The 16,862-nt window shown below is 29.3% G+C and carries 15 protein-coding genes and 1 other annotated feature (1 of these 16 cut by a window edge); of the genes, 3 read left to right on the plus strand and 12 right to left on the minus strand.

The window, feature by feature from the left end:
- Positions 1–4: 4 nt before the first annotated feature.
- The 7 genes from spoVAC to TVTCOM_RS17960 form a co-directional block, all read right to left on the minus strand.
- On the minus strand, positions 5–463 hold the full coding sequence (spoVAC, locus tag TVTCOM_RS17930; RefSeq protein ID WP_434797614.1) for a stage V sporulation protein AC: 459 nt from the start codon (positions 461–463) through the stop codon (positions 5–7).
- A 138-nt stretch (positions 464–601) separates the two neighbouring features.
- Positions 602–1,366 carry an RNA polymerase sporulation sigma factor SigF gene (sigF, locus tag TVTCOM_RS17935; protein ID WP_434797615.1) on the minus strand — a complete coding sequence of 255 codons (765 nt, stop codon included), beginning with the start codon at positions 1,364–1,366 and terminating at the stop codon, positions 602–604.
- A 26-nt stretch (positions 1,367–1,392) separates the two neighbouring features.
- Positions 1,393–1,821 carry an anti-sigma F factor gene (gene spoIIAB, locus TVTCOM_RS17940; RefSeq protein WP_434797616.1) on the minus strand — a complete coding sequence of 143 codons (429 nt, stop codon included), beginning with the start codon at positions 1,819–1,821 and terminating at the stop codon, positions 1,393–1,395.
- 21 nt (positions 1,822–1,842) lie between these two features.
- The gene (gene spoIIAA / locus TVTCOM_RS17945) at positions 1,843–2,175 is read right to left on the minus strand and encodes an anti-sigma F factor antagonist (RefSeq protein ID WP_018592096.1); all 333 of its coding nucleotides are present in this window, start codon (positions 2,173–2,175) and stop codon (positions 1,843–1,845) included.
- A 511-nt stretch (positions 2,176–2,686) separates the two neighbouring features.
- Positions 2,687–3,202, minus strand: coding sequence for a folate family ECF transporter S component (locus tag TVTCOM_RS17950; protein ID WP_434797617.1), 516 nt, complete (start codon positions 3,200–3,202; stop codon positions 2,687–2,689).
- A gap of 513 nt (positions 3,203–3,715) precedes the next feature.
- Positions 3,716–5,365, minus strand: a complete 1,650-nt coding sequence (locus TVTCOM_RS17955) for a DEAD/DEAH box helicase (protein ID WP_434797618.1) — start codon at positions 5,363–5,365, stop codon at positions 3,716–3,718.
- A 170-nt stretch (positions 5,366–5,535) separates the two neighbouring features.
- Positions 5,536–6,507 (minus strand): calcium/sodium antiporter, encoded by a 972-nt coding sequence (locus TVTCOM_RS17960; protein ID WP_434797619.1) that lies wholly within the window; start codon positions 6,505–6,507, stop codon positions 5,536–5,538.
- A 366-nt stretch (positions 6,508–6,873) separates the two neighbouring features.
- Between TVTCOM_RS17960 and pflB the strand changes: the two genes are divergently transcribed.
- Entirely contained in the window at positions 6,874–9,105 is a 2,232-nt protein-coding gene (gene pflB, locus TVTCOM_RS17965) for a formate C-acetyltransferase (RefSeq protein ID WP_434797620.1), read from the plus strand.
- A gap of 271 nt (positions 9,106–9,376) precedes the next feature.
- Positions 9,377–10,117, plus strand: coding sequence for a pyruvate formate-lyase-activating protein (gene pflA, locus TVTCOM_RS17970; RefSeq protein WP_434797621.1), 741 nt, complete (start codon positions 9,377–9,379; stop codon positions 10,115–10,117).
- A gap of 254 nt (positions 10,118–10,371) precedes the next feature.
- Here the strand turns inward: pflA and thiI are convergent, their stop codons facing one another.
- Complete coding sequence (gene thiI / locus TVTCOM_RS17975; protein WP_434797622.1) at positions 10,372–11,568, minus strand: tRNA uracil 4-sulfurtransferase ThiI; 1,197 nt, start codon at positions 11,566–11,568, stop codon at positions 10,372–10,374.
- 13 nt (positions 11,569–11,581) lie between these two features.
- Positions 11,582–12,733, minus strand: a complete 1,152-nt coding sequence (locus tag TVTCOM_RS17980; protein ID WP_434797623.1) for a cysteine desulfurase family protein — start codon at positions 12,731–12,733, stop codon at positions 11,582–11,584.
- A gap of 488 nt (positions 12,734–13,221) precedes the next feature.
- Here TVTCOM_RS17980 and TVTCOM_RS17985 point away from each other — a divergent pair, with 488 nt between their 5' ends.
- Positions 13,222–14,217, plus strand: coding sequence for an asparaginase (locus tag TVTCOM_RS17985; RefSeq protein ID WP_434797624.1), 996 nt, complete (start codon positions 13,222–13,224; stop codon positions 14,215–14,217).
- Positions 14,218–14,344: 127 nt separating this feature from the next.
- Here TVTCOM_RS17985 and TVTCOM_RS17990 read toward each other — a convergent pair whose 3' ends face one another.
- The 3 genes from TVTCOM_RS17990 to TVTCOM_RS18000 are packed head-to-tail and all read right to left on the minus strand — an operon-like array spanning position 14,345 to position 16,624.
- Positions 14,345–15,067 (minus strand): amino acid ABC transporter ATP-binding protein, encoded by a 723-nt coding sequence (locus TVTCOM_RS17990; RefSeq protein WP_434797625.1) that lies wholly within the window; start codon positions 15,065–15,067, stop codon positions 14,345–14,347.
- 27 nt (positions 15,068–15,094) lie between these two features.
- Positions 15,095–15,766, minus strand: coding sequence for an amino acid ABC transporter permease (locus tag TVTCOM_RS17995; protein WP_434797626.1), 672 nt, complete (start codon positions 15,764–15,766; stop codon positions 15,095–15,097).
- A 21-nt stretch (positions 15,767–15,787) separates the two neighbouring features.
- Positions 15,788–16,624 carry a transporter substrate-binding domain-containing protein gene (locus tag TVTCOM_RS18000; protein WP_434797627.1) on the minus strand — a complete coding sequence of 279 codons (837 nt, stop codon included), beginning with the start codon at positions 16,622–16,624 and terminating at the stop codon, positions 15,788–15,790.
- Between the two features lie 77 nt (positions 16,625–16,701).
- Positions 16,702–16,862: a binding site (T-box leader), on the minus strand; it runs 54 nt beyond the window's last position.

The following is a 16,862-nucleotide window of genomic DNA, read 5'->3' on the forward strand; positions in this document are numbered from 1 at the left end:
TTTATTAAAAAATTAATTTAATGAAATAATATAGTAGTCCGCATATTATAGATGATGAAATTCCATATACTAAAACCGGTCCTGCTATTTTAAACAAATTTGCTCCTACTCCTGTTACATATCCTTCTTTTTTGAACTCCATAGCTGGAGAAACAATTGAGTTTGCAAAACCTGTTATAGGAATAATTGACCCTGCTCCTGCTTTTTTACCTATAAGGTCATAAACACCTAAACCTGTAAGAAAGGATCCTAAAAAAATTAATGTCATTGATGCAGCAGAAGCCGCTGATAGCTTATCCAAATTAATGATTTTTATATAAAAATCATTAATACCTTGTCCTATACAGCAAATTAATCCTCCTACTAAAAAAGCCATAATACTATTTTTTAAGTAAGTTGGCTTAGGACTCACTTTTTCTACATATTGTTTATATTCATTTTTATCTGGTTGCTTATTAGGCATATATTTTTCCCTCCAATTTTTATAAAGAATCAAATGCAATATATATTTATTATTTGAAAAAAATTAAAAAATAAACTAAATATTTCTATAATCAAAAAAGCTCCTTTGATTTTTCAAAGGAACTTTTTTGTATTTAAATTAACTTATATAAGATTTTAATTTTAATAAAACTTTTTTCTCTATTCTTGAAACTTGAACTTGAGATATTTTTAAAATTTCTCCAATTTCACTTTGAGTTTTATCTTCAAAATATCTAAGCATAATTATCTGTCTTTCTCTTTTTTCTAGTTTTCCTAGTACTTCTTTTAACAATATATTATCTATTACTTTTTCTTCGTTATTTTCTTCTTTCAAACTAATTTTATCTATTAAACAAATTGGAGAACCTTCTTCCTCATGTATTACTCCATGTAAATACTCTACAGAGAAATTTGCTTCCATTGCCATTACTAAATCTTCCTTTTCTACCTCTAGTTCTTTTGCGATTTCCTCAACCGTTGGTTCTCTGCCAAATTTTTTTGTTAAAGCTTCTCCTTGCGCTTTTGCTTTTATTGCTAATTGTTTAAGTGATCTAGATACTTTCACCATTCCATCATCTCTTAAGTATCTTTTTATTTCTCCAAGAATCATAGGTACAGCATATGTAGAAAACTTAACATTAAATGTTGGATCAAACTTATATATAGCCTTTATTAGTCCTATAGAACCTAATTGATATAAGTCATCTCTCTCATATCCTATATTAGAAAATTTAGATACAACACTTCTGACTAATCCCAAGTTGTTTGATATGAGCACTTCCTTAGCTTCTTCGTCACCATTTTGAGCTTTTTCTAGTAATTCTAAGGTTTCTTCATGACTAAGTAAGTGTCTTTTTTCTTCTTTTTTAGCAACTACACTCATATTCAAACCTCTATTCTTTTTTGACTTTATTTAGGTAATTCTATAGTTTTAGTCATCACTACCTTAGTTCCTTCTCCCTTTATAGAAACCACATCTAAGCTATCCATAAAACTTTCCATAAATGAAAATCCCATACCTGATCTTTCAAGTTCAGGCTTAGATGTATACATAGGTTGCATTGCCTCCTCTACATCTTCTATACCATTTCCTCTATCCTCTACAACTACTTTTATTATTCTATCTTCAACTTCACATCTTAAATAAACAAATTTTGAATCATCTTCATCATATCCATGTATAATGGCATTTGTTACTGCTTCTGATACAGCAGTTTTTATATCTGACAGTTCTTCTATTGTTGGATCTAATTTTGCTGCAAAAGATGCAACAATTACCCTAGATAAACTTTCATTTTCTGATTTTGCTGAAAACTTAACCTCCAAAATATTACTCATTCTAAAAGTTCCCCCTTTTAATTAAGAATTTATTGCATCTTCAAAGGTATCATAAATATTAATAATTTTGCTCATTCCAGATAAATTGAATAATTTTCTCACTCTAGAATTCATATTTATAACAGATACTTTACCACCATGATTGACTATTTTTTTATATCTTCCAATTATTACTCCTATACCAGAAGAATCCATAAAATTTACATATTGAAAGTCAAATATTATATAATCAATTTGTTTCTTCATTAAAATTGAATCTACTTCTTCTCGAACATCTCTAGCTACATGATGATCAAGTTCAGCAGATAAAATTTCCACTAATAAGATTTTATCTTCAAGATAACATTTAATCATATATTTCCCCCCTTACGAAAGATTTACAAATAATCAATTCTAGTAAAGTCTTTTGTATCCTTCAATGAAATTTAACTAGTTTTGTTATATTATGTATATTAATAATATTCAAAACAACATAACAACCTATTATTACCTATATACTATATATTTCCATAATTTACTTATTATATTCTTGTAATTTATATTTTTTAAATAAAAAAGTGCCTAAAGGTATAAAAATACTCTTAGACACTTGTTACTTACACTAAAGCTATTAAATTTATGATTGATAGACACTTTCTCCAATCCTAGCCACTCTGGTTTTGGTATGAATTTTTTATACAACCATTTCTATCTAAATTCGCAGTGGTTGCTCTGCTACACACTATATCCTGATTATGTCATTACTTAATAAAGTTTAACAGTTATATCACTTTTAAGTAAACTATCTACTACATCTATTACTAAATTATTTGATATAATTAATTTTCTATTGTTTGCATTTAAAATTTAAAATATAATTAAAAAATTAAGCATGTGATACTTTCACAAATTTTATTACAACTTTTTTCCATATGATTCCTATGATAATTGTTTGTAATGGTATCATAAGAGCTGCTTTTATTATACGAGTTGGTAATAATGCTAAATACCCTTTACCCATGATTATAGATAGCCAATAAGTATCTAATCCTAAATTTAAAACAAAACATACAGTTAAAACTGCACCTATTATCCTAGGCCATGTTATTGGCTTATTATGTAAAAATACTCCGTATACTATTCCTGTTAAAAATGCTGTTAATGTGAATCCAGGGAAAAATGCTCCCGTTGGAAATAAGGCAACTCCTAAAAGATCCCCTATTGTATAGGCTATACCAGCACTCAATGGCCCATACATCATTGCTATTACTGCAATTGGTAAGAATCCAAATCCTATTCTAACTATTGGTGTTTGTATAGAACAGAATCTTGTTAAAATAATCTCTATTGCTATTAACAAACTTATTTGTATTAATTTTTTTACATCAAATTTATTATCCATAAATTTCCTCCTATTTTAGCTAGACACATAAATAAGTGATCCATGTGTATGGAGGTATTAAAAATGATAATTATTTTATTTGATTGTACTGCTACTTATCATTAATTTAATATAGTCTATCTTTCTAATTTAAATAACTATCAGATTTAAATAAATATAAAAGTGTTATATTTATTTAAAATAAGTAAAATAATTTGTTATTATAATTATCACAATACTTCTGACTAAATTTGTAATGTCGATAGAATTGCATTTTAAAAGGAATGGATGTCTCCTCTTTTAACGTCCTTCTTCTAATGTCATTAAGTGGTGTATAGCCTTTGTATACATACAAATAGGAAAGATTTCATATTATGATAATTGTGTTAACATCTCATCTAAATTATATCATAAACATATACAGTTTGTATTATATATATCAACAACTAAAGTTATAAATTTATTCATGTTTATATTCATAAAAAAAGTAACTTAATTTATTAAATTAAGTTACTTTCATTTATATTATTTATATTATTTTTTTCTTGTATTAGCTTTTTCTATATTAATTTTATTACCTTTAATTTTTATATTTTTCATTTTATCTAATACTTTTTTTGCATTTTCTTTTGGAACTTCTACAAAAGTATATTTATCATATATGTCTATAGTTCCGACTAATTTACCTGGTATTCCAGCTTCCCCTGCTATAGCACCAACTACATCTTTAGCCTGTACTCTTTGGTTTTTACCAACATTTATAAATAATCTTACCATTCCAGCCTCAGCACTTCTACTACGCTTTCTATCGCCCCTATCTCTATCTTTACGATCTCTTCTTCCAGATTCATCTCTGTAGCTTGACTTTTCTTCTATTATTTCTTGTTTTTCTTCATCACCTAAAGCAAGTTTAACAAGAGCAGCTGCTATTTCTATAGCTTCTAATCCTTCTTCTTCACAAAGATTTTCCAGCCATTGAGTTTGCTTAGATAAGTTACTTTCTTTTATTGTTTCCTTAACTTCTTTGAAGAATGCAGTTACTTTCTTTTCCTCAACATCAGCTATTGTTGGTATATCATGTCTAACTAATTTAGATTTTGTATATCTTTCGATATCTTTCATTTTTCTTACTTCTTTTCCAAATACAAATGAGAAAGATATACCTTCTCTACCAGCACGACCAGTTCTACCGATTCTGTGTACATAATATTCTTCGTCTTGTGGAAGGTCATAGTTAAATACTGCTTCAACATCATCAACATCTATCCCTCTAGCTGCAACATCTGTAGCAACAAGTATATCTATTGTCCCCTGTCTAAACTTATCCATTACTATATCTCTTTGAGTTTGCTTTAAATCTCCGTGAAGAGCATCTGCAAAGTATCCTCTTGCTTGTAATTCACTAACTAACTCATCAGAGCCTCTTTTTGTATTACAGAATACTACTGATAATTTTGGATTATATACATCTACTAATCTGCATAATACTTCTAATTTATTAGCTCTTCTTGTTTCTATATAGTACTGTTTTATATTTGGTACTGTAAGTTCTTTTCTCACGATTTTTATTAACTGAGGATCATCTTGATATTTTTTAGTTAGGTCTAATATTTCTTTTGACATTGTTGCTGAGAAGAATGTCGTTTGTCTTTCACTTGGAGTTTGCTCAAGTATTAGCTCAATATCTTCTCTGAATCCCATATCTAACATTTCATCCGCTTCATCAAGAACTAACATTTTCACTTCGCCCATTTTTAGAGTTCTACGATTTATATGGTCTATAACACGCCCTGGTGTTCCTATTACAACTTGTACTCCGCTCTTTAATGATTTTATTTGTCTATCTATTGGTTGCCCGCCGTAAACTGGAAGTGTCTTTATACCACTTTTATATTTACCTAATTTTTTCATTTCACTAGAAACTTGAATTGCAAGTTCTCTTGTAGGACATAATACTACCGCCTGTACACTTTTTTTATTAGGATCTACCATGTCTAGTACTGGTATAGAGAAAGCTGCCGTCTTTCCTGTTCCTGTTTGTGCTTGTCCTATAACATCTTTTCCTGTTAAAATTACTGGTATAGATTGAGCTTGAATTGGAGATGGCTCCTCAAACCCTAGTTCCGCTACTGATCTTTTTATCTCTTCACTTATTGGTAAATCTTCAAATTTTATTATATTCATAAATTATTTATTTCCTTTCCGTTATCATAAATATTAACTTTTCTATTATATAGTTTATTTCAATATTATGCAATTATATTTTTACCCAAAAATAAGGTCCTATTCAGTTAATCACTTATTTTCGTAATTATCTAAATAAAACCTTATATAAATATGTATAAAATTTATATTTATGCTAAGTATGTAAAATATATTGTAGCTATGTAAATTATGTAAGTTATTAGTAATACCAACCCCTGTAATCTATATATTTTGCTACTTTTAATTGTTGGTATTATTAAAGTTAATAAAAGAATTATCATAAAGACAAAATCTACCCTTATGTTTTGAGCTAATATAGGTAAATCATTGATTAATGACGAAATTCCTATAACAGAAGTAATATTTAATATGTTAGCCCCTAATATGTTACCTACTGATATTCCATGATGTTTCTTTCTTATTGCGGTTAAAGAAGATACTAGTTCAGGTAAAGATGTACCTAGAGCTATTACAGTTAAGCTGATTACCCCTTGGGGAATTCCTATGTAGCTAGCAAGTTTTACTCCATTGTCCACTAGCAATTTGGAACCTATAACCATCATTATTAATCCAAGAACAAATAATGCTCCTATTTTTAAATTTTCATGCTTATTTGGTTTACTATTACTGCAAGAATCTGCTTTCATATTACTTAATCCACCAACTTTATTTTTACCTGATACACTTTTTATGTTTGAATACATATAAACGGAAAGTAATGCAATTAATAATAATCCATCTCCTTGGCTAATAGTTCCATTAATTCCCAAAGTCATTAAGACTATCACCGCAATTAATAAAATAACTGATTTAGAAAAAAACATTTTTTTATCAACTTTGAAAGGGCTAATGACTGCAACTAAACCTAAAATTAATCCTGTATTACATATTATTGAACCTACAGCATTCCCCAAACTCATAGTTGTATGATTGTCCATGGATGCAAAAACAGAAACTGTTAGCTCTGGTAATGTAGTTGCAAAACTTACTATAGTAGCACCCAAAATCAACTCTGATATTCCAGTTTTCTTACCAATTCGTACTGTACACTCTATAAATATGTCGGCACCTTTAGTGATTAAAAGAAATCCAATTAAAAATAAAATTATAACTAAAGTCATGCTGTTTCCCCCCTATATTTATAGCTATTCAAAAACTTAATCTTTATGCAATAAAATGTTTCTTTATTCAAAAATAGATATCTACTTATTTCCTATGGTTTATATTTATTTTCTCATAGGCTAAAATAATTTTTTCAATAATTTTATAAGGTAATGTTTAAAGCATTAAATGGGGGGTATTTATGTAGTATAACAAGTCAAATATAATTCTTATTTATAAAAACGCAATATTTTTACAATATATTTTTTTGTATACAATATACTGTGTTTATGTTAGAATATATTTGTTGTTACTTATTGAATTACAACATTAATTAACTAATTATTTACATTAATAGTAATAATCACTTTTAGGAGGATATCTTAATGAACGCATGGCAAGGTTTTAAAACTGGAAGATGGACTAAAGAAATAGACGTTAGAGGATTTATACAAGCTAACTACACTCCATATGAAGGAGACGCTTCTTTCTTAGCTGGTGCTACTGAAAACACTAAGCAATTATGGGACGAAGCAATGAAATTATTCAAGAAAGAAAGAGAAAATGGTGGAACTCTTGATGTTGACACTAAAACTGTTTCTGCAATAGATGCTTACGCACCTGGATATATAGATAAAGATAAAGAAACTGTTGTTGGTTTCCAAACTGACGCACCACTTAAAAGAGCTGTTATGCCTTATGGTGGAATAAGAATGGCTGAAACTTCTTGTAAAGCTTATGGGTACGAATGTGATCCAAAAATAAGCGAAATATTTACTAAATATAGAAAAACTCATAATCAAGGTGTATTCGATGCTTATACTGCTGAAATGAGAGCTGCTAGAAAATCTGGTATAATAACTGGTCTTCCAGATGCTTATGGAAGAGGTAGAATAATAGGTGACTACAGAAGAGTTGCTTTATACGGTGTTGATAAATTAATACAAGACAAAATGGTACAAAAAGACTCATTAGAAGTTTCTTGCATGGATGAAGATGTAATCAGATTAAGAGAAGAAATATCTGATCAAATAAGAGCTTTAGAAGCATTAAAAAGAATGGCTGCTGCTTATGGATTTGATATATCAGTACCAGCTACTAACTCTAGAGAAGCTGTACAATGGTTATACTTCGGTTACCTAGGAGCTATAAAAGACCAAAACGGTGCTGCTATGTCTCTTGGTAGAACTTCTACTTTCTTAGATATATACTTTGAAAGAGATATAAAAGCTGGAACTATAACTGAAGAAGAAGTTCAAGAATTAATGGACCACTTCGTTATGAAATTAAGAATGGTTAAATTCTTAAGAACTCCAGATTACAATGATTTATTCTCAGGAGACCCAACTTGGGTAACTGAATCAATAGCTGGTATGGGTGTTGATGGTAGAACATTAGTAACTAAAAACTCATTCAGAGTTTTAAATACTCTTTATACTATAGGACCATCTCCAGAACCAAACTTAACTGTACTTTGGTCAAAAGATTTACCACAAGGATTCAAAGATTTCTGTTCAAAAGTATCTATAGATACAAGTTCAGTTCAATACGAAAATGATGACTTAATGAGACCTTACTGGGGAGACGATTACGGAATAGCATGTTGTGTATCAGCAATGAAAATAGGTAAACAAATGCAATTCTTCGGAGCTAGAGTAAACTTAGCTAAGACTTTATTATACGCTATAAACGGTGGAGTTGATGAAAAATCAGGTGTTCAAGTAGGACCAAGATTCGAACCAATAACTTCAGAATACTTAGATTACGATGAAGTAATGGCTAGATTCGAACCTTTCACTGATTGGTTAGCAAACTTATATGTAAATACATTAAATGTAATCCACTACATGCATGATAAGTACTCTTATGAAGCATTAGAAATGGCTTTACATGACAGAGACGTATTCAGAACTATGGCTTGTGGTATAGCTGGTTTATCAGTTGCTGCTGACTCATTATCTGCTATAAAACATAGTAAAGTTAGAACTATAAGAAACGAAGCTGGTATAGCTGTTGATTTCGAAATAGAAGGAGATTATCCAAAATACGGAAACAACGATGATAGAGTTGATGATATAGCTGTAAACTTAGTAGAAAGCTTCATGAACAAAATAAGAAAGAACAAAACTTACAGAAATTCTGTTCATACTCAATCTATATTAACAATAACTTCAAACGTTGTTTACGGTAAGAAAACTGGTAACACTCCTGATGGAAGAAGAGCTGGTGCTCCATTCGCTCCAGGAGCAAACCCAATGCACGGAAGAGATACTAACGGAGCTTTAGCTTCATTAGCATCAGTTGCTAAATTACCATACGAGCATTCTCAAGATGGTATATCAAATACTTTCTCTATAGTACCAGGTGCTTTAGGAAAAGATATGACTGAAAGAGTAACTAACCTTTCATCAATGATGGACGGATACTTCACTGATGGAGCTCATCACTTAAACGTTAACGTATTTGATAGAGCTACTTTAGAAGATGCTATGGAACATCCAGAAAAATATCCTCAATTAACTATAAGAGTTTCAGGATACGCTGTTAACTTCATCAAATTAACTAAAGAACAACAATTAGATGTTATAAACAGAACATTCCACGGAAAAATGGCTTAAGCTTAATTGATAAAATACAAGTAAAAAGACTAAATTCATTTTAGTCTTTTTATTTTACCCTTTTACTACAAAAAATCATTTTTTTTGGTAATAATAATTAGAAAATTAACATACATAATCAAAACTTAAAAAGTCAAGATATAAAATATATAAAATATTCTTATTTTATAGATTTATTTATGCAGTTAATCTATAATCTTCTTAATTTTAAATTTTGTATACATATTCTTTATCTTTTTTAGTTTTAATAATTAATTTTACGAGGTGCAATATGACTAAAGGAAGAATCCATTCAATTGAAACATTCGGAACAGTAGACGGACCTGGAATAAGAAGTATCTTATTCTTCCAAGGATGTCCATTAAGATGTAAATACTGCCATAACAGAGATACTTGGGATACAAAAGGTGGAACTGAATACACAGCAGAAGAATTAATAGAAAATGTATCTAGGTATTCTTCTTATTGGAAATCATCTGGTGGTGGAATAACAGCATCTGGTGGAGAAGCTACTTTACAAGTAGATTTCCTTGCTGAATTATTTGAAAAAGCTAAAGAAAAAAATATTCATACTTGTTTAGATACTTCTGGTTTTGTTGATATAGAAAAAATCGACAAAGTTCTTGATAATACTGACTTAGTACTACTTGATATAAAACATATAGATGAAGAAGAAGCTAAAAAATTAACTGGTGTTGGCATAGAAAAAACTTTAAAATTAGCAAGACATTTAGATGAAAGACATATACCAATTTGGTTAAGACATGTATTAGTACCTGGTATAACAGATGATGAAGAAAACTTATCTAAAATTGGTGAGTTTGCTGCTTCTCTAAATAATGTAGATAGATTAGAAATCCTACCATACCACACTATGGGCGTTCACAAATGGGAAAATATGGGCCTTGAATATGAATTAAAAGACGTTAGAGATGCTGATGATGATGATTTAGCTAGAGCTGCTGAAATCATTGAAAGACATGGCGTTAAAGTATTCAATAGCAAAAAATAATTAATATTGTAAATATATTAACTATATAAATATTTGTATAAAATTATGAAAGAAGTTTTATATTTTTTATATTTTTGTACAAGAAAAAGTGGAGTGTATTTTATTCACTCCACTTTTATTTTACTACAAACACTTCAATTATTTTGGAAATATTTTCGGCCAATTTATATTATTTACAAATACCAAAACACCTACTAATTAACGTTTTATCAGATAATATTGTCATACACATTTCATTTTTATAGCATACTTTTTTAGAATTCTATAACTTCCACTTCCATATTAGCTATAGCATCTTCTATTAACTTTTCAACGTCTAATGCTTTTTCTGAGTCTTCTATTCTCTCTAACCTAGGCTTAGTTACAGGCTTCTTAGGAGCAAATACTGAACAACAATCTTCTTCCGGTATTATAGATGTTTCAAAAGTATCTATTTTCTTAGCTATATCTATTATTTCAGTTTTATCCATTGCTATAAGCGGTCTGAAGACTGGTAAGCTTACAGAAGCATTTGTACAAGTTAATCCTTGTATTGTTTGAGATGCAACTTGTCCTATACTTTCTCCTGTTATTAAAGCATCACAGTTTCTTTGAACACCTACTCTTTCAGCTATTCTCATCATAAATCTTCTTGAGATTATAGTCATTTCTTCATCTCTACAATTTAAGCCTACAGCTTTTTGTATTTCAAGTAAGTTAATTTTGTGAAGTCTCACTCTTCCAACATATTTAGCTAATATTCTTGCTAAATCTTTTACTTTCTCTTGTGATTTTTCACTTGTGAAAGGATATGTGTGGAAATGTATAGCTTCTACTTCCATACCTCTTTTAGCAACCATCCATGTAGCAACTGGTGAATCTATTCCTCCTGATAATAAAGACATGGCTTTTCCATTAGTTCCTATTGGAAGTCCTCCATAACCTGGAACAGTATCACTGTAAACTACCACGTTACTTTCTCTAAGTTCACATTTTATTTTAACTTCAGGCTTATTTATATCTACTTTTATTCTATCTACTACATTAGATAATAAGTATCCACCTATATCTATACTCATATCTTGAGAAGTTAATCTAAATGATTTGTCGCCTCTTCTACTTTCCACTTTAAATGATTTAGCTCCACTTGCTATTTTATCTTCTAAAACTATAAGTGCAGTTTCTTTTAGTTTTTGGTAAGCTGCTTCCACATCTTCTTCATTATTTCTAAGCACTTTAACAGCTGGACACACTCCAACTACACCAAATACCTTTTTAACTTCTTCACATACTTCATCGTAATTATAATCGCCTAAATCCACGTAAACTCTTCCGTATTCCTTGTATACGTTGAATTTATCTACTGGCTTTAACATATTTTTTATGTTTTTTATTAACTTATTTTCAAAGATATATCTATTTTTACCTTTGATACCTATTTCTCCATATTTTACTATAATTGAATTATACATATTCCACCTCTTATTATCGTCTTTTTATTATCATTCTTAGGTCACTTATTGAGTCTTTCAATACTTTTACAGTTTGTAAAATTTCTTCTTCTGTATTAAAATCTGATAAACTAAATCTTACTGCACCTTCTATTTCTTCTGGCTTAAGCTTAATTGCATTTAGTACATGACTTCCTTTTTTCTTAGAAGAACATGCTGAGCCTGTTGATACAAAAATATTTTTTTGCTCTAAGAAATGAAGTAAAACTTCTCCTCTTATATTTTCAAAAGAAACATTTAATATATGACAAACTCCGTCTTCTGGTGAATTTACTTTGACACCATCTATATTTTTTAATATTTCTTCTTTTAATAATACTTTTAGACTTTGTATTTTTTCAATTTTATTATCTAAGTCTTTATTCATTATTTCTACTGCTTTTCCTAAACCATAAATTCCTGGCACATTTTCAGTACCTGATCTTACGCTGGATTCTTGTCCTCCACCAGTTATAATAGGTTTTAGCTTGCTATTCTCCTTAATATACATAAATCCTATTCCTTTTGGTCCGTGGAACTTATGACCACTTACTGTCATAAAATCAATATTATATCTAGTTGGTCTAAATTTAATTTTTGTGTAAGATTGAACACAATCCACATGGAAGTATATTTTTTGATCTAAAGTTTTTAGGTATTTCCCTATTTCTTCAATTGGTTGAATACTTCCTACCTCATTATTAACGTGCATTGTAGAAATTAATATAGTAGAAGGCTTTATTGCCTTTTTTACATCTTCTACTTTTATTTTTCCACTTTCATCAACTTCTAATAGTGTTATTTCAAATCCTTCCTTTTCTAAATCAGTTAATGTGCTTAGCACTGAAGGATGCTCTATATTAGTAGATATTATATGATTTTTTGTTTTTCTAAAATTATAAGCAACACCTCTAATAATTGTATTATTAGACTCAGTTCCTCCTGATGTGAAAAATATTTCTTTATCTTTTACACCCAAACTTCTAGCTATATTTTGTCTTATTTCTTTAATCTTTCTGTCTACTTCTATTCCTTTTTTATGCAATGAAGAAGGATTTCCGTATTCTATAGTAATAGCTTTCACCATTTCTTCTACTACTTCTTCGTAAGGTTTTGTAGTTGCACTATTATCTAAATAAATTTCCATTTACTACACCGTCCTATTATACTTTTTATTAATATATCCATTAATTATGTACTTTAATTAATTCGTTAAAAATATTAGCATTTTTTATTATACCATTTTTAGACCTATTTTTTAATCTTATAGTATAAAGTTTTACAAATACATATTAATTATATTAACATTTTAGTCAATAAATATAATCAAAAAAAAATCTAAAAAATTTGTAAAATTGTGTTGCATTATTTGTCGAATATTGTTATTATATATAAGTAGTTATCCCCTTGATAACCCAATTAAAGTTTCTATTCAAATACCCCTTTTTATGAATAGATATATATTATGTCTAAGACGAATTAGATTTAATTTATCAGAATAAAAAAAGAGCTTCCCCGGCTCTTTTTTTGTGTTTAACTTTAAAGTAAAATACTAAAATTTCTTTAAAAACAATAATGTTTAGCTTATATTTTTGTTATAATTAAAGTAGTATTTAAATTTAAGGAGGTAATATTATGTCTACTAAAAAAAAGGTAGGTATCCTATTTACTGGTGGAACTATATCTATGACAATAGATAAAGAAATTGGTGCAAATGTTCCATCTTTATCAGGAGAACAAATAATGTCTATGGCAACTAACGTGAAAGATGTTGCCGATTTTGAAATAAAAGACTTTGATGAAATTCCAGGACCTCATATGACACCGGAGAAACTAATTCAATTAAAATCTGCCATTTTAGAATTATTAAACAGAGAAGATATATGTGGTGTTGTAATAACTCACGGTACTGATAGTCTAGAAGAATCCGCTTTTTTCTTAGATTTAATAATAAATCATGAAAAACCTGTTATAGTTACAGGAGCTATGAGAAGTAGTTCTGAACTTGGGTATGATGGATCAAACAATTTATCATCAGCTATTTGTGTTGCCATATCAGAAAATGCGAAAAATAAAGGCGTTCTTGTTGTATTAAACAACGAAGTGTTATTAGCATCTGAAGCGACTAAAACAGACACTATGTCTCTAAATACATTCCAATCACCTGGCAAGGGCTCTTTAGGTATAGTTGATAGTAATGAACTTTTACTATTTAAAAATGTAGCATCTAGAACTTTTATTGATACTGATAAAGTAGAAACTAAAGTTGCTCTATTTAAATCAGGGATAGGAATGGATTACACTTTTATAAATCACGCTGTAGATATGGGATACAAAGGTATTATAATAGAAGCAATGGGAAGAGGAAATATACCTCCATTAATGTATGAAGGTGTTAAATATGCCAGAGAAAAAGGAGTTATTGTTGTTATAACTTCTAGATGTTCAACTGGTAGAGTGTATGATTCTTATGGGTATTTAGGATCAGGAAGAGATTTAAGAAATTTAGGATGTATCTTCGCAGGGGACCTAAACGGACATAAATCAAGAATCAAATTAATGTTAGCATTAGGTAAAACTAATAATCTTGATGAACTTAAAGACTATTTCGAAAAAGGAATATATTATTAAGATTATTTAATTTATAAAAAAAATTTAGTATTATCCAACTGAATTACAGTAATATTATATACCTTACTTTATTACAATAAAAAACTTCCAGATTATCTCTAGAAGTTTTTTTATTGTAATAATATATTTATAGAACTTTAGCTAAAAATTCTTTTGTTCTTTCATTAACAGGATTATTAAATACATTTTCTGGTGTATTCTCTTCTATTATCTTTCCATCGTCTACAAATATAACCCTGTCTGCTACTTCTTTTGCAAATCCCATTTCGTGAGTAACTATTGCCATGGTCATACCTTCATTAGCTAACTCTTTTATAACATCTAGAACTTCTTTTACCATTTCTGGATCTAGTGCTGATGTTGGCTCATCAAATAACATCATATCAGGTTCCATTGCTAATGCTCTTGCTATGGCTATCCTTTGTTTTTGTCCTCCTGATAGTTGAGATGGATATGCATCTTTTTTGTCCAGTAGCCCAACTCTATCTAGTAGTATCTGAGCTTTTTTGCTTGCTTCTTCTTTGCTTATTTTTTTTATTTTCATAGGTGCTAAAGTTATATTTTCTTCCACTGTTTTATGAGGAAATAAATGAAAATTTTGGAAAACCATTCCGATTTTTTCCCTTACTTTATCAATATTAACTTTTTTATCATTAATTTTTTGTCCTTCAAAAATCACGTCTCCAGAAGTAGGTGTTTCTAATAAATTCATACATCTAAGTACTGTACTTTTTCCAGAACCACTAGGACCTATTATAGCTACTATTTCACCTTTATTTATATGAAGATCTATTCCCTTTAATACTTTTAATTTATCAAAGGATTTATGCAAATTCTTTATAAAAATCATGTTCATGTTCCCCTTACTTACTAAGATTTAGTTAGATTGTGCTAACTTCTTTTCAAGTATTCCTACTAATTTTGATAATGTAAATGTTATTACAAAGTATATAAGTGCTGCTACTATTAATGGTTCAAAAGCTATATATGTCTGATTTTTTACTGAAAGTGACTTAAACATAAGCTCCTGTACACCTATAACAGATACTATTGCCGACTCTTTGACTAATGTTATAAATTCATTTGCTAAGGCTGGTAATACATTTTTTATAGCCTGAGGCACTATTACATATCTCATAGTAGTTTTATAATCTAAACCTAAAGATCTTGCAGCTTCCATTTGTCCTTTATCTACTGATTGGATTCCAGATCTTAATATTTCAGCAACATAAGCACCTGAGTTTATAGATAATGCAAACATACCTGCTACCATCTTTTCTGGGAAAGGGCCTATATCAGGAAAATTAATTCCAAATTGTGATAATCCAAAATAAACTAGTACTACTTGAACAAATAGAGGAGTTCCTCTAAGCACTTCTACATATACAGTCGATATTAATTTCAAAATAGATACTTTTGACATTTTCATTAGACAAATAATTAAACCTAATATAAAACCAAATAATAATGAAACCATGGAGGCTTGGATAGTCACCCATGCCCCTTCTAAAAATAAAGGATAATACTTACTTAAAAAACTAAAATCCATTTGCCCATCTCCTATTAAATGCTATTCTTCTTCTGCTAATTTTGTTGCTTTTAACATATATTCATCTACTTTATTTCCATCTTGTAATCTTTTTATTGTTGAGTTAACTGATTCGATAAATGATTTATTGTCATCAGACTTTTTAAAAGCTGCTGCTGAAGTTTCTGCTACTTCTTCACCAACTGTTGTTTTTCCCATAGCAACATTTTCATATTTTTGAACATTTATCATTGCAACACTTTTACCAGTTACTATTACATCAATCTTTCCATTTTGAAGTTCTAACATTAAATCAGGTATTTTAGTAAGCTGAACTGCGCTATCTATACCTAAATTATTAACAACATAGTCAGCTTGAGTAGTTCCTCTTTGTACACCAACCTTTAAATCTTTTAAATCATCTGCTGATTTAACTAAATCTTCTTTTCCTTTTGCAACTATACAAACATTGCTATCTGTATAATATAATTCAGAGAAATCAACTGCTTGTTTTCTCTCTTCATTTGGAGTCATACCTGATAATACTATATCCACTTTTCCTGATTGTAATGCCGCTATTAAACTATCAAAGTCCATATCTTCATATTGAACCTCTACTCCCAAATCACTTGCAATTTCTTGAACCATAAAATCATCAAATCCTACAATTTTTTCTTCTCCATCAACTGTTTTCTTAAATTCATATGGAGCATAATCTGCACTTGTTCCGACTATTAATTTTCCTGCATCCTTAACTTGTTGAAGTTTATCTGCTGCTTCACTATCTCCACCTTTATTTCCACCTGAAGAGCATCCTACTAATGACATAGTCATCATTGCAGCTAACGTTAAACCTAAAATTTTCTTTAATCCTTTCATTTGAATATCCTCCTTTTATACTTTTACATTATAATAATTTCTTTTTTTAAATCAAAAAAGTCCCTTAGTCATAATGACTAAGAGACGAATTAACCGCGTTACCACTCTTGTTGATAGACAGTGCACTTGTCTATCCACTCAAACCTTTAAGGCAGGCGCTACCTATTATCATACTTAAGTTCTGATAATCTTCTCCAAAGCTCTCTTCACTCTAAACTTTATTATTAGGCTCACACCA

The sequence above is a fragment of the Terrisporobacter vanillatitrophus genome, assembly GCF_051148895.1.
GTDB classification, from domain to species: domain Bacteria; phylum Bacillota; class Clostridia; order Peptostreptococcales; family Peptostreptococcaceae; genus Terrisporobacter; species Terrisporobacter vanillatitrophus.